General features: G+C 64.1%; 15 protein-coding genes and 1 pseudogene. 7 read left to right on the forward strand and 9 right to left on the reverse strand.

Features of this window, described 5'->3' with window-relative positions; all coding sequences use genetic code 11:
* Positions 1-69: 69 nt before the first annotated feature.
* Positions 70-475: pseudogene (locus M1D78_RS11505) on the forward strand (RidA family protein).
* Positions 476-596: 121 nt separating this feature from the next.
* Positions 597-1,205 (forward strand): glutathione S-transferase, encoded by a 609-nt coding sequence (locus tag M1D78_RS11510; protein WP_437419135.1) that lies wholly within the window; start codon positions 597-599, stop codon positions 1,203-1,205.
* Positions 1,206-1,397: 192 nt separating this feature from the next.
* On the opposite strand, the gene pgm is transcribed toward M1D78_RS11510, so the two are convergent.
* From pgm to M1D78_RS11525, 3 genes are all read right to left on the reverse strand, one after another.
* Positions 1,398-3,062, reverse strand: coding sequence for a phosphoglucomutase (alpha-D-glucose-1,6-bisphosphate-dependent) (gene pgm, locus M1D78_RS11515; RefSeq protein WP_437419134.1), 1,665 nt, complete (start codon positions 3,060-3,062; stop codon positions 1,398-1,400).
* 189 nt (positions 3,063-3,251) lie between these two features.
* Complete coding sequence (locus tag M1D78_RS11520) at positions 3,252-3,845, reverse strand: LysE family translocator (protein ID WP_437419133.1); 594 nt, start codon at positions 3,843-3,845, stop codon at positions 3,252-3,254.
* Positions 3,846-3,943: 98 nt separating this feature from the next.
* Positions 3,944-4,783, reverse strand: a complete 840-nt coding sequence (locus M1D78_RS11525; RefSeq protein WP_437420339.1) for an AraC family ligand binding domain-containing protein — start codon at positions 4,781-4,783, stop codon at positions 3,944-3,946.
* A gap of 334 nt (positions 4,784-5,117) precedes the next feature.
* Here M1D78_RS11525 and M1D78_RS11530 point away from each other — a divergent pair, with 334 nt between their 5' ends.
* Positions 5,118-7,700, forward strand: a complete 2,583-nt coding sequence (locus tag M1D78_RS11530) for a bifunctional diguanylate cyclase/phosphodiesterase (protein WP_437419132.1) — start codon at positions 5,118-5,120, stop codon at positions 7,698-7,700.
* 95 nt (positions 7,701-7,795) lie between these two features.
* Here the strand turns inward: M1D78_RS11530 and M1D78_RS11535 are convergent, their stop codons facing one another.
* Both M1D78_RS11535 and M1D78_RS11540 read right to left on the reverse strand, forming a co-directional pair.
* Entirely contained in the window at positions 7,796-10,360 is a 2,565-nt protein-coding gene (locus tag M1D78_RS11535) for a bifunctional diguanylate cyclase/phosphodiesterase (protein ID WP_437419131.1), read from the reverse strand.
* Positions 10,361-10,428: 68 nt separating this feature from the next.
* Complete coding sequence (locus tag M1D78_RS11540; protein ID WP_437419130.1) at positions 10,429-11,295, reverse strand: LysR family transcriptional regulator; 867 nt, start codon at positions 11,293-11,295, stop codon at positions 10,429-10,431.
* A gap of 113 nt (positions 11,296-11,408) precedes the next feature.
* Here M1D78_RS11540 and M1D78_RS11545 point away from each other — a divergent pair, with 113 nt between their 5' ends.
* Complete coding sequence (locus M1D78_RS11545; protein ID WP_437419129.1) at positions 11,409-11,834, forward strand: VOC family protein; 426 nt, start codon at positions 11,409-11,411, stop codon at positions 11,832-11,834.
* 2 nt (positions 11,835-11,836) lie between these two features.
* On the opposite strand, the gene M1D78_RS11550 is transcribed toward M1D78_RS11545, so the two are convergent.
* Positions 11,837-12,652, reverse strand: coding sequence for an AraC family transcriptional regulator (locus M1D78_RS11550; protein ID WP_437419128.1), 816 nt, complete (start codon positions 12,650-12,652; stop codon positions 11,837-11,839).
* Positions 12,653-12,748: 96 nt separating this feature from the next.
* On the opposite strand from M1D78_RS11550, the gene M1D78_RS11555 reads away from it, so the two are divergent.
* Positions 12,749-13,660: a DMT family transporter gene (locus M1D78_RS11555; protein ID WP_437419127.1), complete on the forward strand. Its 912-nt coding sequence runs from the start codon at positions 12,749-12,751 to the stop codon at positions 13,658-13,660.
* Between the two features lie 3 nt (positions 13,661-13,663).
* Here the strand turns inward: M1D78_RS11555 and M1D78_RS11560 are convergent, their stop codons facing one another.
* Entirely contained in the window at positions 13,664-14,005 is a 342-nt protein-coding gene (locus tag M1D78_RS11560) for a gamma-glutamylcyclotransferase family protein (protein WP_437420338.1), read from the reverse strand.
* A gap of 279 nt (positions 14,006-14,284) precedes the next feature.
* Here M1D78_RS11560 and M1D78_RS11565 point away from each other — a divergent pair, with 279 nt between their 5' ends.
* Positions 14,285-14,701 (forward strand): hypothetical protein, encoded by a 417-nt coding sequence (locus M1D78_RS11565; RefSeq protein WP_437419126.1) that lies wholly within the window; start codon positions 14,285-14,287, stop codon positions 14,699-14,701.
* A 63-nt stretch (positions 14,702-14,764) separates the two neighbouring features.
* On the opposite strand, the gene M1D78_RS11570 is transcribed toward M1D78_RS11565, so the two are convergent.
* On the reverse strand, positions 14,765-16,411 hold the full coding sequence (locus M1D78_RS11570) for a Na+/H+ antiporter (protein ID WP_437419125.1): 1,647 nt from the start codon (positions 16,409-16,411) through the stop codon (positions 14,765-14,767).
* A gap of 459 nt (positions 16,412-16,870) precedes the next feature.
* Here M1D78_RS11570 and M1D78_RS11575 point away from each other — a divergent pair, with 459 nt between their 5' ends.
* Positions 16,871-18,589 carry a tannase/feruloyl esterase family alpha/beta hydrolase gene (locus tag M1D78_RS11575; RefSeq protein WP_437419124.1) on the forward strand — a complete coding sequence of 573 codons (1,719 nt, stop codon included), beginning with the start codon at positions 16,871-16,873 and terminating at the stop codon, positions 18,587-18,589.
* A gap of 40 nt (positions 18,590-18,629) precedes the next feature.
* Here M1D78_RS11575 and pcaD read toward each other — a convergent pair whose 3' ends face one another.
* The gene (gene pcaD / locus M1D78_RS11580) at positions 18,630-19,418 is read right to left on the reverse strand and encodes a 3-oxoadipate enol-lactonase (protein ID WP_437419123.1); all 789 of its coding nucleotides are present in this window, start codon (positions 19,416-19,418) and stop codon (positions 18,630-18,632) included.
* Between the last annotated feature and the right edge of the window lie 74 nt (positions 19,419-19,492).

Here is a 19,492-nt window from a genome sequence, read left to right on the forward strand (position 1 = left end):
GCATGGCTCGGCTCCCTAAAGTTTGGTCATCAACCTGACCCGGGGCGTACCGCCCCAATTGGAGGAAACATGAGCACTCGTGACGTCGTATTCCCAGCCGGCCGCCAGGCGCTGTATGAAAAAAAACCGCTACTCGCCCGCGATCCGCTCCAATGGTTTCCTATTTGTTTCCGGGCAGGTCGGTAGCCGCGAGGACGGCTCACCCGAACCCGATCTGCAGGCGCAGGTGCGGCTGGCCTTCGCGAATCTCAACGCCATCCTCAAGGAAGCCGGCTGCACCTTCGACGACGTAATCGATGTCACCGTCTTCATCGTCGATCCGCACGAGCAGTTCGAACGCATCTGGCCCGTGGTGCAGGAGTTCTGGGGCGAGGCGCCCCACCCTACGCTGACCGGCATCGGTGTGACGTGGCTCTACGGCTTCCAGTTCGAGATCAAGGTGATCGCCAAGCTGCCCGAAGCAGCCACCGCCTGACCCACTCCCCCTGGCCCGTAAAACCCCTTGCGGCTCTGCGGGCAGGTTTGGCTATGCTCAATGGCAACCGAGCGGTCAGCCGACCTGCCCGGCTCCGACTACTTTTGCCAGAGCCCTCTCCATGCAACTGATCTATGCCCCTGCGTCGCCCTTCGCCCGGAAAGTCCGTGTGCTTGCCATTGAAACCGGTCAAATGGGCAGGCTGGACCCGGTCGAAACGACCGTCATGCCCGTAACCCTCAATGAGCGCGTCAACGTCGCCAACCCGCTCGGCAAGATTCCGGTGCTGATGATGGATGACGGCGAAGCGCTGTATGACAGTCGGGTGATCTGCGAATACCTCGATAGCCTGCACGACGGACAGCACCTGTTCCCGGCAGACCCGGCGCAGCGCTGGCAGACCTTGCGCCTCGTTGCATTGGCGGACGGGCTGATGGATGCCGCCGTATTGGCGCGCTACGAAAAGGCAATGCGCCCGGCCGAGCGGCAATGGGATGAGTGGATCGATGGTCAGCTCGGTAAGGTGCGTCGCGCCTTGCGTGCACTGGAAGACAGCGCATCACAGCTGCAAGGCCCGCTGGACATCGCCCAGATCGGTGTCGCCTGCGCGCTGGGTTACCTGGATTTCCGCTTCGCTGAACTCTACTGGCGCAACGAATTTCCGAAGCTAGTGGCGTTTCAGGATGAATTTTCGCAACGCGAATCGATGCAGCTCACCGAGCCTGCGTGAGGTTCGCGTATTGCGTGCAAGTCGTGCTCCTGTAGGCGCCCGCGTGCTCGCGAAAAAGCGCTGCGCCCACCGGCACAGCGCCTGTCACACGAGTCAGCCGAGGCCCAGGGGTCGGGTAGTTCGCCCGCTGAACCGCACAGCAGTGCATTCGCGAGCAAGCTCGCTCCTACAGGGATACCTGCGGCTCATTCGTCAGCCATTCAGCACGCCATCCACCAGCGCCTTGGCCTCTTCCTGGATGCGCTTGAGGTGCGTCTCGCCCTCGAAGCTTTCCGCGTAGATCTTGTAAACGTCCTCGGTGCCGGATGGGCGTGCAGCGAACCAGCCATTTTCGGTGACGACTTTGAGCCCGCCGATGGCCGCGCCGTTGCCCGGCGCCTCGGTGAGGATCTGCGTGATGGGCTGGCCGGCCAGCTCGCCCGCGGTGACCTGGGAAGCGGACAGCTTGCCGAGTTTGGCCTTCTGCTCGCGATTGGCCGCAGCATCGATGCGCTGGTAGACCGGCGCGCCGAATCGCTCGGTCAGGGCTTGATAGCGTTCGCCCGGGTCCTTGCCCGTCACGGCGGTGATTTCCGCGGCCAGCAGCCCAAGGATCAGGCCGTCCTTGTCGGTGGACCACGCCCCGCCCTGCTTGCGCAGGAAGGACGCGCCGGCAGACTCCTCGCCGCCGAATCCCAGGCTGCCGTCCATCAAACCGTCGACGAACCACTTGAAGCCCACGGGCACCTCGACCACCTTGCGATCGATACCCTTGGCGACGCGGTCGATCATCGACGACGAGACCAACGTCTTGCCGATGCCTGCACTCGTGCTCCACTCGGGGCGATGGGTAAACAGGTATTCGATGGCCACGGCCAAGTAATGGTTGGGGTTGAGCAGGCCCACCGAGCGCGCCACGATGCCATGGCGGTCGTGGTCGGTGTCGCAGGCAAAGGACACGTCGAAGCGGTCCTTGTTCTCGATCAGCCCGGCCATGGCGTGCGGCGAGCTGCAGTCCATTCGGATCTTGCCGTCCCAGTCCAGGCGCATGAAGCGGAAGGTCGGGTCGACTCGGGTCGACAGCACCTCGAGCGGCAACCCGTAGCGCTCGGCGATGCGCGTCCAGTAATGCACACCAGCGCCGCCTAGGGGATCGACGCCGAACTTCAATCCGCTGTTACGGATCGCTTCGAGGTCGATCACCTGATCCAGCCCGCCCACGTAGCTGTCGATGAAATCGAAGCGCTGGGTGGTCGATGCCTTGAGTGCGCGGGCGTAATCCATACGTTCGACGCCCTTGAGCCCAGCGGCCAGCAACGCGTTGGCGCGGTCCTGGATCCACTTGGTCACATTGGTATCGGCCGGGCCGCCATTGGTGGGGTTGTACTTGAAACCGCCATCGGCGGGCGGGTTGTGCGACGGGGTGATGACGATGCCATCGGCCAGGCCGCTGCTGCGACCTGCGTTGTATTCGAGGATGGCGTTGGAGATCGCCGGGGTCGGCGTGTAGCCCGGCTCGCCATTGGTTTCAGGGCAACCCGCATCGATGCGCGTCTCCACACCATTGGCCGCGAGCACTTCGAGCGCCGAGACGAAGGCCGGCTCGGACAGTGCGTGGGTATCCATGCCGACGAACAACGGACCGGTGATGCCCTGTTCGCGACGGTAGTCGCAGATTGCCTGGGTGGTGGCCAGGATGTGCCATTCATTGAAGCTGACCTTGAATGACGAGCCGCGGTGCCCAGAGGTGCCGAAGGCGACCTGCTGCGCGGGATCGGAAGCATCCGGCCGGTCGCTGTAGTAGCGCGAAATCAGCCGCGGGATGTTGGTCAGCGTCAGTTCATCCGGCAGGCGTCCTGCGTTGAGGTCGGTGCTCATCAATCGTTCCTTTGAGGTCATGTGGTCGCCGCATGCGCCCATGCGCATCGCCGCCCATTGGCTGTGTACGCGCTTCGACCCCCAGCCATCGGCCTTTGGTTCCCCAACCGGCTACAGGAATCTGCGGGCAGCCTGGCGGGCGCATGATAGAGCCTTCGCCCGACCCGGCGAAGCGGCATGCGAGCGGCCTTACAACAACAGGCTGCTCCAGGCCGAGACGAGCAGGAGCAGCGCCATCCCTTGATTGAAACGTCTGAACGCGGCTGCCGATCGCAATAGCCCGACGGCACCGCGTCCCAGCGCAGCCCATGCAGCAAGGCATGGCAGCGCGACAAGAAAGAACAGCAACGCGAAGATTGCATAACGTGCCAGCCCGCCATCGGCTCCGGTGAACACGCTGGCCACTGCGATCGCCATCATCCATGTCTTGGGGTTGACCAGCTGCAAACCAGCGCCACCCCAGGCACCGATACGCAGGCCAGCGCCATTGGCTTCGAGCGGTTCACCCGCACTGCGCCAGAGTTTCCAGGCGAGCAGAGACAGCCAGGCAACACCCACCCAGGCCATCGTTTGTTGAAGCGTTGGCAGGCGCAGCAGCGTTTCTCCTAACCCCAGGCCGACCAGCAGCACGATGGCGGCGGCGCTCGCGCAGGCACCGATGACCAGCGGCACCGCGGCACGCCAGCCGAAGCGCGCGCTGTTGTTGAGCACCAGCATGTTGGTCGGGCCCGGGGTGATCGAGGCGACAAAGGCGAACAGCACGAACGGCAGCAACTGGCTCATGGCATCAGCTCCCGGGTGCAGGGAGGGGCAAAGGTTTGAAAGCGGGCGTTCATAGGCAGCTCCTCGGTAGGGTGCTGCTACTGTCGCGCGTGCAGGGCTCAGGCGTCTGGAAGGTTTGAGCACTGCCGGCGATACGCGGCGGGGCTCAAACCGTAGGCGCGCCGGAACCAGCGACCGAGATGGCTCTGGTCGGCAAAGCCCAGCTCGCTCGCCACGCTCGCCGGCGCCACGCCCTGGCGCAACAGCTTGCGCGCGAGGCTCAGGCGCAACTGCACGAGATAAGCATGCGGCGCCAGGCCAAATGACGCCTTGAACGCGCGGGACAAGCGAAAGCGATCCACCCCGGCCACCACGGCCAGCTCATCGAGGCCGATGTCCTGGTCCAGGTGCGCGTGCAGGTAGTCCCGCGCCCGGATCGCGGCCCCCGGCAACCGCGGCGTGACATCGAGGCGCTGGCGCCAGCTCATCCGCGCGGACAGCCTTTCCAGCAGCGCATCGAGCGCCGCGTGCCGGACGATGCGCATGTCCTGCTGGTAAAGCGCCTGAAAGGCCCGGGCGATATGCACCGCCAGGTCAGGTTCGTTGGTCAGGGTTTCGGCGAATGTCGGGAGACAGTCGTCCGGCACGTCCTCACAGAGACTTTGCAACTGGGCACGCAGCCAATGCGGCTGAAGATAGAGCGTGGAGTAGGTAAAGCCGACGGGCGACGGTGCGAGCCCGTCGTGGATTTCACCAGGCTCAAGCAAAAAGACCTGCCCTGGCAGGCTTGAATGCAGCGTTTTGCGGCAGTTGAACTGCTGCACGCCCTGCTCGGTGAAGCCCACGAGATAGCTGTCGTGCCAATGCGGGTCATAGGCATGGCCTTCGAAATGGGCACGGATGATCTCGATCCCGGTTTCGGCATCCAGTTTCAAGTCGATCCAGCTGTTATCGCTCATGCCAAGGCGCCCCAGTACGCCACTCGCATCGGTATGCATCGATATGCATCGGTATAGTTCGGCCGTTTCCGGCGTCCATGGCCCGAGTGTTCACCAAGCAGGCACAGGGTTCTAGAACATTCGTGCAACTTCGATTCGCACACCGAGCCTGCCGCCCGCTTTGCGCCCGCGGCCGCACCGCCCGTCGGAATGGCGCCAGGCAGGCCAAGGTGAACGCCCGCCCCGCCGATACATCCCGTATTGCCGGTCAACGCGGCAGCGTGAAGTCGGCGAACGAGCCGCTTCTCGCATTCCGTCGTACCGCCTCCTTCAAACGCCTGGCGAATTGGTCCCGATGACACACACCACAACGAACCTCCCAGAAGATGTGGCGGGCTACACCGCCATGACCCGCAAGGCATCGCTCAGCTTCATCAGCCTCATCGCCGCGCTCTTCGTGATCGCGTCCGTGGCGCTGGTTTACCTGTGCATGGCGCTTGACGAACGGCAGATGGACCACAGCGAGCAGGATGCCGCCCGGGCCATGCAAAGCCGCTGGGACAAGATCGAAACCGCGCTTGTCGACTATGCCTTCTGGGAGGACGCCTACAATTTCATGGGCGAGAAAATCGACCTCAATTGGGCGTATGAGCGCAACAACATTGGCCCGTCGCTGTTCACCACCTACGAGCTGGACGGTGTGTTCGTGCTCGACCGCAATGCCGCAACCCGCTACGGCATCATCGACGGCGAGCTGACCGACACGGCCGCGCTTGACTGGATCGACGGTGACCTGTCGGCCCTGCTCGCCGCCGCGCGCGAAGGCTCGCTGGAAGACACAGTCGCGCAGGCCTACTACTCCGTCTCCGGCATTCCAGCGTTCGTTTCGGCTGCGGTCATTCGGCCCGACAGTTCGTATGTAGACTTCGACCGGATGTCCTACCTGGTCTACGTCGACGTTCTGACCCAGGACAAAATGAAGGCCATCGACGAAGCGTTCGACCTCGCCGACCTAAACGCCAGCCTTGGCTCGCTGCCCAACGCGCCGGGCCCAAAGCTGACCTTGCGCTCCGACCTGGGCGTCAACGTGACGCTTCAGTGGCGTAGTGAAGAACTGGGCAAGACGCTGCTCAAGAAATTTCTGCCCATGCTGCTCGTGCTGGGTCTGCTGATCGCCATTCTGGTTGCCTGGCTGCGTGGCCGCGTGGCGCGCTCCGCTGCAATGATCGACGCCGCCCAGCAGGCACTGCGCGTGAGCGAGCAGCGCTTTCGCAATATCTCCGAAGCGTCGTCGGACTGGATCTGGGAAACCGACGCCGAGCAGCGCCTGACCTACCTGTCCGAACGGTTCACCCAAGTCACCGGGCTGCCCTGGGAAGCGTGGCTGGGGCGCCCCCTGGCCGAACTGCTCGCCTACGACACCCATCTGCTGGCCGCCAATGCCGAACCGGGCGCGCTTGCCGGCCGCAAGCCGCTGCCCTGCTCGATGCGCGACAGCGAGGGGCGGCAGCGCTATGGCCAGCTCTCGGCCCGCTCGGTATCGACCGACGGCACGCTGCAAGGCTTCCTGGGCACCGTCTGCGACATCACAGAGGAAATCGAAGCCAAGGCCCGTATCGAACACATCAGCCAGCATGACGCTCTGACCGGTCTGGCCAACCGCCACCGCCTCAACCACTACCTCAACGCCCGCCTCGCCGAAGGCGTGAGCGGCGACCATCCGGTGTTTCTGCTGGCCTTGGATCTGGACCGATTCAAGCCCATCAACGATACGCTCGGCCATGCCGCGGGCGACTTGGTGCTACGCGAGGTCGCCAGTGCGCTGACCGGCTGCACCCGCTCGACCGATCTGGTGGCGCGCCTGGGTGGCGACGAGTTCATCGTCGTGGCGACCGATTGCCGTACGCACGAGCAGGCAGAGCGCCTGTGTCAGCGGCTGATCGAGCAGATCAACCAACCGATCCGCATCGGTACCAACGACGTCAGCGTCGGCGCCAGCATCGGCATCGTCTCGGCGCCCTACGACGGTCTGACCGCCGAAGACCTGCTGCGGTACGCCGACATTGCGCTCTACGAGGCCAAGTCCAACGGGCGCAACCTGTTCAAGTTCTACGAGCCGGCCATGAACGAGCGGATCATGGAGCGCCGCCAACTCGAGATGGACATGCGCCAGGCCCTGCGTCGCCGCGAGTTCCGGCTCGACTTCCAGCCCCGCTACGATGCGTCCTCGCAGACCATCGTCGGCGCCGAAGCGCTGGTGCGCTGGCAGCATCCGACCCGAGGTTTGCTCAGCCCTGGCAGCTTCATCGGCCTGGCCGAGGAGACTGGGTTGATCGTGGAGCTCAGCGATTGGGTGCTCAACGAGGCCTGCCTGAATGCGTTGTGCTGGGGCGCAGAGTTGATGGTGTCGGTCAACTTGTCCCCGGTCGAGTTCCAGCGCAGCGACCTCGTCGAGCGCGTCGCCACAGCGCTCGCCAACACTGGCATCTCGCCGGCGCGCCTGGAACTGGAAATCACTGAAAGCGTCATGCTGGAAGATGCCGCCAGCGCGCTGACGACCATGAACAACCTCAAGGCGTTGGGCATCCGGTTGTCGATGGATGACTTCGGCACCGGCTATTCGTCGCTCAGTTACTTGCGCAGTTATCCGTTCGACGGCATCAAGATCGACCGCAGCTTCATTGCCGGGCTGGATCAGTCACAGAGCAGCGAAGCGATCGTCAACGCCATCGTCAGCATGGGCCACGCGCTGTCACTGACCGTGACCGCCGAGGGCATCGAGACCGTGTCGCAGCTCGGCAAGCTGACCGCCCTGGCCTGCGATCAGGCCCAGGGGTTCTACCTCGGCCGGCCGATGGCGCCGCTGCTGTTCCAACAGGTGGTGCGCGATGCCAACGGCGTGACACAGGACGGGCCGCTCGCTTTAGCAGGCGAGTGAATCGCTCCGACGGGTCGGTTGGCCGGGCGTTTGCTGGTCGGCGGGGCTAAAGCATTCGCTGGCTAGCGAGCGCGAACGCCCCAGCCGGTCAGGGCTCAACTTGCCTGACGGTCGATGATGTAGTCGCCCAGCTTGGCGAGCGGCATGGGCTGCGCAAACAGGTAGCCCTGAGCCTCGTCGCAATCCGAGCGCAGCAGGTGGCGCAGCATCTCGGCATCCTCCACGCCTTCGGCCACCACGCGCATGCCGAGTGAATGGCACATCTCCGTGACCGCGCGGATGAAATCGACACTGAGGTCGGCCTTGGGCGTCGGACAGAGGAAGGTACGGTCGAGCTTCACCACGTTGATGGGATACTGACGCAGGTAGGCGATGCCGGCATAACCAGTGCCGAAGTCATCGATCGCCAACCTGACGCCGATGTCCCCCAGCTCCCGCAACAGCTGATGCGACGATTCGGTGTCCTCGATCAGGCCGGACTCGGTCAGTTCCAGTTCGAGGCGGTGGGTGTCCATGCCGGCGGCTTCCAGCGCTTGGCGCACCTCACCGCAGAGCGTCGGCGACCTCAATTGCACCGGCGAGACATTGACCGACAGCATCAGTTTGGTGCCGACGCGCTCGACCAGGCGCTGCACGTCGCTACAGGCCTGGCGCAGCACCCAGTTGCCGATCTGGCAGATCAGCCCGGTTGCTTCGGCGATCGGGATGAACACATCCGGCGGAACCAGCCCCTTGCTTGGATGATTCCAGCGGATCAGCGCCTCGACACCGCAGGGAGAATCATCGTCCAGGCAGATTCGCGGCTGGTAGTGCAGCACGAACTCGCCGCGCTCCAACGCTTCGCGCAGGTCCAGCTCCAACGCCATGCGGTTCTTGGTCTCCACACTCATCTCCGCGGAGAAAAACTGCATGCGCGTACCGCCGGCATCCTTGGCACGGTACATGGCGATGTCGGCATGCTGCAGCAATTCGTCGATGCGCGTGTCGGGGGTCGGGTACAGGCACATGCCCATCGACGCAGAGGGGTAATAGCGTGTACCGAGCACGTCGCACGGGATCTGAATCGCGCGCATCAGGTCAGTGGCGATGCGCTCGGCCGAGGCCATGCCGTCAGGCAGATGCACAACCACGACGAATTCGTCCCCGCCCAGGCGCGCCACGAGATCGCCAGTGGGCAGCGCCTCAAGCAGGCGGTGCGCAATTTGCACCAGCAGGACGTCGCCATAGCCGTGGCCCATGGAGTCGTTCACTTCCTTGAAGCGGTCCAGGTCGATGAGCATGATCATCAACTGCTGGCCTTCCGGGATGAAGTTGACCAACTCGCGCAGGTGGTCGTTTAGATAAGTCCGGTTCGGCAGGCCCGTCAGCGCGTCGTGGGTCGCCAGGTGATTAAGGCGCTGCTCGGCCTGCTTGCGATCAGTGATGTCGGTGAGGCCACCCGACCATTCCTTCATCTCGCCTTGCTCGTCGAAGATCGGCACGGCATGGCCAGCCATGTGGCGGTACTCGCCGTCAGCACGGCGAACACGGAACTCGGCACGTTTGTTCGAGCGCTCCCTACGCATTTCGTCGAGAACTACCTGAACTTCGCCGACATCATCAGGATGCACGGCCTGTAGCCATCCACCGTTTCGATACCGGTCGAAGTCTTGTCCGGTGAATTCTTCCCAACCAGGCTGCGGTTCGATGACTTCAACGCTTGGGCTCGCTGACCAGACCAAGCTGTTGGTGGCTTTGACCAATCCCTGGAAACGACGCTCGACCTTGGATCGCGCGCGATTCGCGCGGTCGCGCTGCACAACCAGTGCGGCGGTGTTGGCCAGCAAGGTGACGCCTTTTTGCTCCTCTGTAGACGGGGCGGCTGAAACGCCGCTATAGCAAACCAGCGTACCCATCACCTCGCCTTCAACGGAGCAGATCGGGGTGGACCAACAGGCATGCAGGCCGTGTTCAAGCGCAGTATCCCGATATCGTTCCCAATGAGGGTCACGAGCAATGTCGACCGCTACGCTAGGCTTGCCGGTGCGGACTGCGACGCCACATGTGGTCTCATCAGATTTAGCATCGAGGCCATCCAGCGCTTGAACGAACCCTTCCGGCAGACTGGACGCCTCCACGAAACGCAGCTTGCCGTCATCATCCAAGCGCATGACAGCGGCGCGAACCACACCGGCGAACTGGCTTTGGGCGGACCGGGACAACTCGACAAGCACTTCGCTCAACGGCGCGCCCGCGACAGCAGATTCCAACGCGCGCATTTGACCTATAACGATCGCTTCGGCACGTCGGCAATCGGTGACGTCCTGGCTGACGAAATGGAGCGCGCGCAGCTCTGGGTGCGCGGTAGACCAGCCTGAAACGCTGACCATTTGAACCCCGCTCTCGCCCACCAACACCCTGCACTCAAACCGCACCTCATGCCCGGTAGAGAGCGCGACGGCTACGTGCTCGGCGACCGTGTCTCGGTCATCCGGATGAATATGCTCGAGAAATTCGGTCAGCGAGGTGCTGCCGAGCGAGCAGGCATCGAGTGCTTGAGTAACTGTCTCTACCGCCTCATGCGCATCGTTTAGTGAGTCATCGAGTTCGACGTACCACTCCAGCAGCCCGGCCGACTGAAGCGTGAACGCCAGGCGAGACTGGAGATCGGGTTGAGCCATCGAGATTCTCCAAGAAAGATCGGGTAGGACGCGTCATCCAACTTCGACCCCGCCGCCGCACTTGTGTTTCAGCCTAGCACCTCGTCCAGGCACCGGCGAAACAGCTGCTGCACCGGCAGGTTGCGCACGCCATGCCGGCGCATCAGTACCAAATCGCGATGAAAGGTATGGCTGCCTAGCGAAAGCACCCGCACGCGCGGGCTGCCTTCCAGCCAAAGCCCGGCCCGTGGCACCAACGCCACGCCTAGCCCGGTCTCGACCATCTTGACGATGGCGTCCAGCTCATCGAGTTCCAAAGCCGGGCGCGGGTCCAGGCGGTGCTTGCGCAGGAACGCGGTAACCTGCCGGCCGCCGAACGAACTGCGGTCGTAGCGCACGAACGGCTCCGTGGCCAGCAGTTCCAGCGGGTCGTCGCCGGGCGTGTCGAGCGGCGCGATGAGTACGAAAGGCTCGCGCTGCAGCGGTTCGGCCAGCAGCTCCTTCGGTAGCGCGAACGGAGGGCGAATCATCACTGCCAGGTCGATCTCGCCGGCATCGACCTGCGCGAGCAGGTTGAGCGAAACGCCCGGCACCAGCTTCGGTGCGACACCCGGCGCGTACTCCAGCAGGCGCAGCAATACCGGTGGCAGCAACCCGGTCTGCACCGTGCCGATAGCACCGATGCGAAGTTCGCCGCGGTAGTCGTCGAGCGATTCGGGTTGGCCCATCTGGGCGAATGTCTCGATGATCTGCTCGGCCAGCGGGAGTGCACGCTGACCGGCGGCGTTGAGGTGCGCCGAGCGGCCGGTTCGATCGAACAAACGAAGGCCCAGGGCCTCCTCCAGGTTGCGGATCTGCGCGCTGACCGCCGACTGCGTCAAGCCGATGCTATGGCCTGCGGCGGCGAAGCTGCCGCACCGGGCAATGGCGAGGAAGGTTTTGAGTTCTCGAATCATGCCAGGCCCATTGATCGAAATTTTCGTGGCTCGCTGCGAAAGATATCCGTTGGCCGGGCGGCCGACAACGCGTCAGGATCGTCCGCACGGCCCCAAACCAGAAGGAAGCCTCGATGAGCCTGTCACCCTTTCACCTTGCGATTCCCGTCCATGACCTGCCCGCTGCGCGGCATTTCTACGGCGAGGTTTTCGGCCTGCCTGAAGGCCGCTCGTCCGACCATTGGGTAGACTTCGATTTCTACGGCCACCAGCTGGTCATCCATGAACATCCCCGCACCGCGTCGCAGGAGGCCGCACACACCAATGCCGTGGACGGCCATGACGTGCCGGTGCCGCATTTCGGTATCGTGCTCAGCTGGCCGGAGTGGGAGGCACTGGCCGAGCGCCTGCGCTCGCTCGGCACCCAATTCGTGATCGAGCCCTATGTGCGTTTTCAGGGTCAGGTCGGCGAACAGGCCACCATGTTCCTCTTCGACCCCTGCGGCAACGCGCTGGAATTCAAGGCGTTCAAGGACATGAGCCAGCTGTTCGCCAAGTAAGCTCAACCGACGGCACGGCGCCGGCGTGAATCGTCGGCGCGAAATTCGTCCGGCGTCACGCCCATCATTCGCCTGAACATGGCGATGAACGCCGAGACCGAGCTGTAGCCGAGGTCGTGGGCGATGTTTTCGACGGTCTCGCCCGCCTCCAGCCTCGGCATCGCGGCCAGCGCGCACAGGCGTTGGCGCCATTCGTTGAGGGTCATGCCCAGCGCCTGCTGACTACGGCGCATCAGTGTCCGCTCGGTGGTGTGTACGGCCGCAGCCAGTTGCGCAATGGTTCGCGTATCGCCGGGCGACTGCTGCAACTGGCGCAGCACCGGTGCCAGCAATGGATCTTCCGAAAACGGCAGGTAGCTGCCCACGACCTGCGCCTCGCTTAGCTCGTCCAGCACCACCTGCAACACGCGCTGTTCACGCGCGCTTTGCGGCATACCGCGGCTGCTAAGTCGCAGGTGGTCCAGCAGCGCACGAAGCAGCGGGCTGACCGTCAACGCACAGGTATCGCTTGGCAACCCAGCGGCCAGCTCAGCGGTGATGTACAGCGAACAATGGCAGGCTTCGTCGCGGTTCATGCCGCGGTGTTCGACGCCTGCGGGTAGCCAGATGCCGTACTGCGGCGGCACCAAGAGGTGCGCATCGGCCAGCTCCAGCTCCATTACGCCACTGAACGAGTAAACGAACTCACCCCAGGCGTGCCGATGCACCGGATACGCCGCATGGGCTGGCATCCGGGCCGAGCGGAAGTACAGCGGCGCAGGCAAGGTATCGGCAAACGGCGGCTGGTAAAGGTGCCTGGCGGGTGGGGGTGGCGGCATTTGTCGGTTCGCCGTGATCAGCTGTCGGGTTTTCGTTATGTAACGCATCGCGGACGGAAGGACAATGCCGAGCCATCCGCTGCACCGAGGCTCGTCATGGACACACGCAAACCGCTCGATCTCCCTGCCGTCAGCCTGATGCTCATGCTCTGCCTGATCTGGAGCATGCAGCAGATCGCGTTGAAGGCCACCGCGGCAGACTTTTCCCCGGTGTTGCAGATCGCCTTGCGATCCGGCATCGGCGCCCTGTTGGTGGCGGCGCTGATGGCCTGGCGCCATGAGCGGTTGACCGTCACCGGCATTTGGAAAGTCGGTTGCATGGCCGGTGCCCTGTTTGCGCTGGAGTTCGTGCTGGTCGGCGAGGCAGTCCGGCATACCTCGGCCGGCCACGTGGTGGTCTTTCTCTACACCGCACCGGTGTTCGCCGCCCTCGGCCTGCACTGGAAACTGCCAAATGAGCGCCTGGCCCCGCTGCAGTGGATCGGCGTTGGCGTGGCGTTCGCCGGAATAGCCGTGGCCTTCCTGCGCGGTGCCAGTACCGGCGCCGGGCTCACGGATGTGCTCTGGGGTGACTTTCTGGCGCTGCTTGGCGGTGCGGCATGGGGCGCGACCACCGTGCTGATCCGCACCACACGCCTGTCGTCATTGCCAGCGACTCAGACGCTGCTCTATCAATTGCTGGTGGGCTTCGCGCTGCTCCTTCCGGTGGCGCTGGTGACGGGCCACACCACCTTCAACCCGATCCCGTTGGTATGGCTGAGCCTGGGCTTTCAATCGCTGGTGGTCTGCTTCGCCAGCTTCCTCATCTGGTTCAGCCTGCTACGTCGCTACCTGGCCTCGCGCCTGGGCGTGCTGTCTTTCCTCACCCCGCTGTTCGGCGTGGCGCTCGGCGCCTGGCTGCTGGCCGAACCCATCGAGCCTGGCTTCATCACCGGGGCGACCATGGCGCTGAGCGGCATCGTGCTGGTCAGCGGCTATGGCTGGATCAGCGCAATGCTCAAGCGATAGCCGTCAGCTGGCGTCCGCAGCGGGCTTTAACGCGTAGAGGTAAGCCTGGACCTGCTCACCCTTGGCCAGCCGGGTGGACGTCAGGATGCGTTGATACGCCTCGCCCTCGAACGCATCGAGCCGCGCCCAGTGTTTGGCAAGCTCGGCGGAACTGAAAACGAACCCCTCGATCGGCTCGCCTGCCTCGTCCAGGTCTAACCCGGGAAAGCCCAGCGCCGCGCCCCACCCTGCTTCGCGCAGGTGGCCCGTCACGCTCGCCGGTTCCCAGGTGCCGGGAACGTCCGCGAGGACGTGTGCGTTGGGGCGACCGGGTGCAAGGGTGCCGTATACGAAGAGTCGTTCGATCATGGCTGGCTTAGTCTCGGAAGGATTGCCGCGGCAGTGTGTCACGCGTCCGAGCCGCGGGCCAGAGCCGATGCGGGCTGCAAGGCGCTTTAAAAAATATTCGCGGTTCGACGAGCAGTCGCTAAACAAAACCGCCACCGTACCGATAACCCGGGCATGCCAAGCGTGCCCTGCAGGTCATCTGCCCGGCCGCACGACTCCAGGGTCGGCCAGCGTCGTTGCCGCGCACTCGCGGGGACCCGCGACCGGCGCCACCCACTGCAAACGGAAGCCTCTACCGTGCAAGTCATCGATAACCGAGCGTTGATCAACGATGCCCTCAGCCAGTCCGCGACGCTGACCGGAGGCCGCTTCGATCATCGCTACTGGTTGAGCAAAGTGACAGACGTAAACCTGCTGATCATCTCCAAGCCGGAGGTGCTCTTCGATTTGTCGGTCAAGGTCTACATCCCCATCGCCGGCGGCCAATCCACCCCCTGGAGCTACGGCGACGGCTGGTTCAATTGGCACTTCCTCGGCAGCAAGGCAGCCATGGTAACCATCGCGCGGGAAATCCTGACGATTGCGATGCGCAACCAGAAGGGTAAGTCGCCGATGCTGCAGGCGTGGCTCGCGGCGCTGGTCTCGTTCAAGCACAGCGACCAGACTATCGCCGTACTCGAGCCTGAAACCCGGCAAGACATCGCTGGCCGCTGACAGACACCCCTCCCTCCTACGGGCGAACTACGTCACCCCTGTCGATATTCCAAGCCGCGCCCGTCAATGGGTCGCGGCTTCGCGGCTCCCCAGCGCCGCTTCCTCATAATCCAGTTCTCGCAACAAGGTCTGCAGCATCTGCTCGTCGATCAGGTGACGCTTGCGCATCCGATACATTTCCTTGCGCTGCACGGCAATGGCCTGCAGGCGGATGTCACGCTCCAACTCGCGGGTCTGGCGTGCCTGGTTGGCGCGATCGTGGTGGTCCATCAGCGCTTCGATATCGTGCCGGTAGGATTCGGTGACCCGTGCGGTCACCTCGCTATGCAGCAGCGCCTGGTCGGGGTCATCGACCGGGTTGGTCTGCTTCCAGGTTTCCAGCCAGCTGACCGCAGCTTGCGCCGCCACCCGCCGCGCCTTCTGCAACTCTTCTTCGTGCTGCTCGAAGTCGTTGTTGGGCAGCTGCTTGAGGAAGAACGGTATGCCCAGCGCACCGACCAGCAACGACAGGATGATCACCGCCGCAGCCAGGAAGATCATCAGATCGCGTCCTGGAAACGGGGTGTCACCGATCATCAAGGGAATCGACAGCACACCCGCCAGCGTGATCGCGCCCCGCACGCCCGCTACTGCGCTGAGTGCTGAGAACAGCCGCAGAGGCTTGTCCTCGACCGGCTTGCCGCGCATCCGCCGCACCCGCGCCTCGCTCCAGTGGTAGGCATACACGAAGGCGAAGCGCACCAGCAGCAACAGCGCCATGATGGCCAACGCACTGAACACCAGCATCGGCATGCGGTAGGTATCATGCCCGGCCGCTTCCCAGACGCGCTCGATGATTCGAGGAAATTGCAGGCCCAGCAGCAGGAACACCAGCCCGTTGAAACTGAAATCGAGCATCTCCCAAATGCTGCGGTTGAGAATGCGCGTGGTGGTCTTCACTGGGAGCATGTCGATGCGGCTCTGCACCATCCCCGCCGCGACGGCCGAAAGGATGCCGGACATGCCCGCATGCTCGGCGAGAAAGAAGGCCGCGAAGGGCAACAGCAGGATCATCACCACATAGGTCGAAGGGTCGAAAAGGTCACGCGCGGTCATCCACTGCTTGATCTTGCCGACTGTCCAACTCAGGCCCGCACCAATCGCCAGGCCACCGAGCGCGATCACGAAGAACTCACCCGTCACGGCGACCAGCGAAAAGCTTCCGGTGATCGCGGCTGCCAGCGCGAACTTGAAGGAAACCAGGCCCGTGGCGTCGTTCATCATCGCCTCGCCTTCGAGCTGGTGTGCCATGTGCCGAGGCAGGCGCCCCTGGGCGATAGCGATTACCGCCAAGGCATCGGTCGGCGACAAGATGGCTGCCAGCGCGAAACTGGCGCCCAGCGGAATCGCCGGCAGCAGCCAGTGGATGAAGTACCCCACCACGACCAGGATGATCAGCACGAGGAACAGCGACATGGCCGTCATCTCGGCGCCATGCTCGGTGAACTCACGCTTGGGGATCTTCCAACCGTCGTAGAACAGCAACGGCGGGATGAACAGCAACATGAAGATCTCCGGCCGCAACTCGACACCCATACCGAACGGCGGAAGCGCAAGCGCCGACCCCATGATGATTTGCAGGATGGGCAATGGCAGCGGAACGACATTGGCGAGGATGCGGCTGGCGCCGACGGCGAGCAGCAGCAGGAAGATGAGATAGAGCGTTTCCATTAGGCGGGTGCGATCTCTTTGCGAGGTGGCGGTCGCGCACAAGGCGCATGCGACGAAAGTATAGCCAGGGCTTTGGATATAGCCGGCTCGTTCGTCAGATCCGATCGGCCTAACGCCAAGCAGCCCAACCGGTCATTCACAGACGCCACGGCTAGCCGGTCCAGTCACCCCGCGGTGCGAAAAACCTTGCGCCGGCCGTCGGCTTTTCTGACCTAGTGGACAACCTGTCCAGCGTGGCGGATAAACGTGCACGATGCTTGTCCAGCCGGCCGGACTTGGGTGAAGCGTCAATGCTCTGCACCGCTGCTTGTACGTGCAGGTGCCAGAGCCCCGGGCAGCCGGCGACGCGACCGACTGTCGGTGTCTGACCCGGGTGCAACCGCACTGGCATGAGATTGGCTCCGCCGAACGAGCCGCGACACGGCGCTCACCTATTCCAACAACAAGAAGGACGCTCCGATGAACCCACGCCCCTCCCGTTTGGCCCCCTGCCCTCGTCTGCTGCGCGCTTGGCCGGCAGCGCTGACATTGGTCTTGAGCGGCCCGACATTCGCCTCGACCTGTACTGAATTGCTTGGCGCGACCGTGCCAGCCAGCGCGATTGGGCTGCCCACCTCCGGCGCGCGCGTCACGGCAGCGACCGTCGTGCCGGCGGGAGGCAGCGCGCCACAAGCGTTCGGCGCGTATTGCGACGTCAGTGCCGACATCGCGCCGGTCGACCCCAGCGCACCGCCGATCCGCATGCGCATCGCCCTGCCCGAGCAATGGAACGGCAAGGCGATGATGTACGGCGGTGGCGGTTACAACGGCACTATCCCGAACGTTGCCGGCAACGTACCGGCCGGGCCGGTCGACCAACCGACGCCTTTGGGCCGAGGCTATACCGTCTTCGGCAGCGACTCGGGGCACCCGGCCAATCCGGTCAACCCCGGCGACTTCGCCTGGAACGAGGAAGCGCTGGCGAATTACGCGCACGATGCTTTGAAGAAAACCCGCGACACCGCCATACAGCTGATCGAGCGCCGCTACGGTAGCCAGCCGACGCGCAGCTACTTTGCGGGCGGCTCGACCGGCGGGCGTGAGGCGCTGGCCGTCGTGCAGCAATGGCCGACCGATTTTCAGGGCGCGATCGTGCTCTACCCCGCTTTCAATGCCGCGGCGCTGGACCTGCAATTCGGCCGGATCACCCGTGCCCTCGCCCAGCCCGGTGCCTTCCCTAACCTTCAGCAGCGCGCTGCCCTGCTCGAAGCCGCCATGCAAGCCTGCGACGCGCTCGATGGCGCCCGCGACCGTGTCATCAGCCATCAGGCGGCGTGCAACGCGCGGTTCGACCCGGCAACGGCGCGGCTCGATGGCCGCCCGCTGCGCTGCAAGGGCGGCAGCGGCCTTGGCGACAATTGCCTATCCGATGCGCAGATCGCTGCCCTCAACATATTCGACACACCGATCCGCTTCAGCCAGCCGCTGGCCAGTGGCGAGACGGGTTACCCCGGCTTCAACACGTGGGGCACCGATCTTGGGCGCCCTGGCGAGGGCTTGCAGCTGGTGGTCAACCGCCTCGGCCTCAATACGTTGCAACCGGACTACCCGATGCCCGTGCACGGCACGGGCTTTGCCGAAGGGGCCCCGTACCACGCCGGTTTCTGGGATGAATGGGTACGCTACTTCGTAACCCGTAACCCGGCGTTCAATTCGCTGACCCTGAATCCGACCCAGCTGGGACCGTGGCAGGCGCGCGTCGACGCTCTCTCGCTGCGCCAGGACGTAAACCAGACCGACCTCTCGGCGTTTGCCGACAACGGCGGGAAAATCCTCATGGCGCACGGCACGTCCGACCAGCTCGTCAGCACCCGCGCCACCGCCGACTACTACCGGCGCGTGCAACGCGACATGGGCGTGGGCCAGACCCGGCGCTTCATGCGCTACTACGAGATTCCCGGTTACGCCCACGCCGCCAGCACCGTGTTCAACGCCGCCTGGGACTCACTGACGGCGCTGGAGAACTGGGTCGAACGGGGCGTCGCGCCCAAGCGCGAGGTGGTCGCCGACAGCGTCGCTGTGCCTGGCCGCACCCGGCCGCTATGCGAGTACCCACGCTGGCCGCTGTATCGCGGCAAGGGCGACGTGAACCAGGCGGCCAGTTTCATCTGCGTGAACAGCTACCGGGACGCCCGCTGATAAAGAAAGAATGCGACCCGGATAGCGGGTCGCATGAGGCTCAGCCCTGGAGGAAGGCCAGCACAGGCTGAGTGAAGCCGTCGCCCTGTTCGACATTGGACAGGTGCGCGGCTTCCAGCTCCAGCAGTTGGGCACCGCCGATGCGCGCCTGCATGAAGCGCCCATCTTCGGGTGTGGTGACCGGGTCCTGGACGCCGCAGACGATCAACGTTGGCACCGAGATGGCACCGAGCTGTTCGCGGAAATCAGCATCGCGCACGGCGCCGCAGTTGGCGGCATATCCGGCCGGCGAGGTACTGGCGATCATCTCGGTGATACGGCTGACCTGTGCCGGCTGCTCCGCGGCGAAACCGGGTGTGAACCAGCGGGCCACAGAACCGTCGCGCATGTCGCGCATCGCCTGCTCGCCACCTTTCAGCACCATCTCGATGCGATCGTTCCACACCGCGTCGGTACCGATCTTCGCTCCGGTATTGCACACCACGAGCTTGGTTAGCCGTTCGCTGGCGTTGATGCCCAGCCACTGGCCGATCAGCCCGCCCATGGACAGGCCGCAGAAGGCAAAACGATCGATGCCGAGCGCGTCGACCATCGCCAGCACATCGCGGCCAAGCTGCTCGATCGAATAGGGCCCGGGCGTGACGGACGAGCCGCCGTGGCCACGGGTGTCGTAGCGCAGCACACGAAAGTGTTCGGTAAACGCCGGCAGCTGGGCATCCCACATGCCCAGCTCGGTGCCGAGTGAATTGGAAAGCACCAGCACCGGCGCATCGGCCGGGCCGTCGAGGCGATAGTTCAGTTCGCCGTCCGCTAGGTTGACGCTGGGCATGACCACTCCTTCTTGAATGAGAGAACGCCGCCGGGCGAACCCCGGCGGCAAGGCGATGAGATCAGGCAAGCAAA

It is taken from the genome of Pseudomonas sp. SA195 (assembly GCF_054131565.1).

What these genes read in the sequence shown, in the direction of transcription:
- pcaD (WP_437419123.1), bottom strand. Translation starts at nt 19,418, where the DNA reads ATGCCCAGCGTCAACCTAGCGGACGGCGAACTGAACTATCGCCTCGAC.
- M1D78_RS11525 (WP_437420339.1), bottom strand. Translation starts at nt 4,783, where the DNA reads ATGAGCGATAACAGCTGGATCGACTTGAAACTGGATGCCGAAACCGGG.
- M1D78_RS11545 (WP_437419129.1), top strand. Translation starts at nt 11,409, where the DNA reads ATGAGCCTGTCACCCTTTCACCTTGCGATTCCCGTCCATGACCTGCCC.
- M1D78_RS11555 (WP_437419127.1), top strand. Translation starts at nt 12,749, where the DNA reads ATGGACACACGCAAACCGCTCGATCTCCCTGCCGTCAGCCTGATGCTC.
- pgm (WP_437419134.1), bottom strand. Translation starts at nt 3,062, where the DNA reads ATGAGCACCGACCTCAACGCAGGACGCCTGCCGGATGAACTGACGCTG.
- M1D78_RS11530 (WP_437419132.1), top strand. Translation starts at nt 5,118, where the DNA reads ATGACACACACCACAACGAACCTCCCAGAAGATGTGGCGGGCTACACC.
- M1D78_RS11510 (WP_437419135.1), top strand. Translation starts at nt 597, where the DNA reads ATGCAACTGATCTATGCCCCTGCGTCGCCCTTCGCCCGGAAAGTCCGT.
- M1D78_RS11535 (WP_437419131.1), bottom strand. Translation starts at nt 10,360, where the DNA reads ATGGCTCAACCCGATCTCCAGTCTCGCCTGGCGTTCACGCTTCAGTCG.
- M1D78_RS11520 (WP_437419133.1), bottom strand. Translation starts at nt 3,845, where the DNA reads ATGAGCCAGTTGCTGCCGTTCGTGCTGTTCGCCTTTGTCGCCTCGATC.
- M1D78_RS11540 (WP_437419130.1), bottom strand. Translation starts at nt 11,295, where the DNA reads ATGATTCGAGAACTCAAAACCTTCCTCGCCATTGCCCGGTGCGGCAGC.
- M1D78_RS11570 (WP_437419125.1), bottom strand. Translation starts at nt 16,411, where the DNA reads ATGGAAACGCTCTATCTCATCTTCCTGCTGCTGCTCGCCGTCGGCGCC.
- M1D78_RS11550 (WP_437419128.1), bottom strand. Translation starts at nt 12,652, where the DNA reads ATGCCGCCACCCCCACCCGCCAGGCACCTTTACCAGCCGCCGTTTGCC.
- M1D78_RS11575 (WP_437419124.1), top strand. Translation starts at nt 16,871, where the DNA reads ATGAACCCACGCCCCTCCCGTTTGGCCCCCTGCCCTCGTCTGCTGCGC.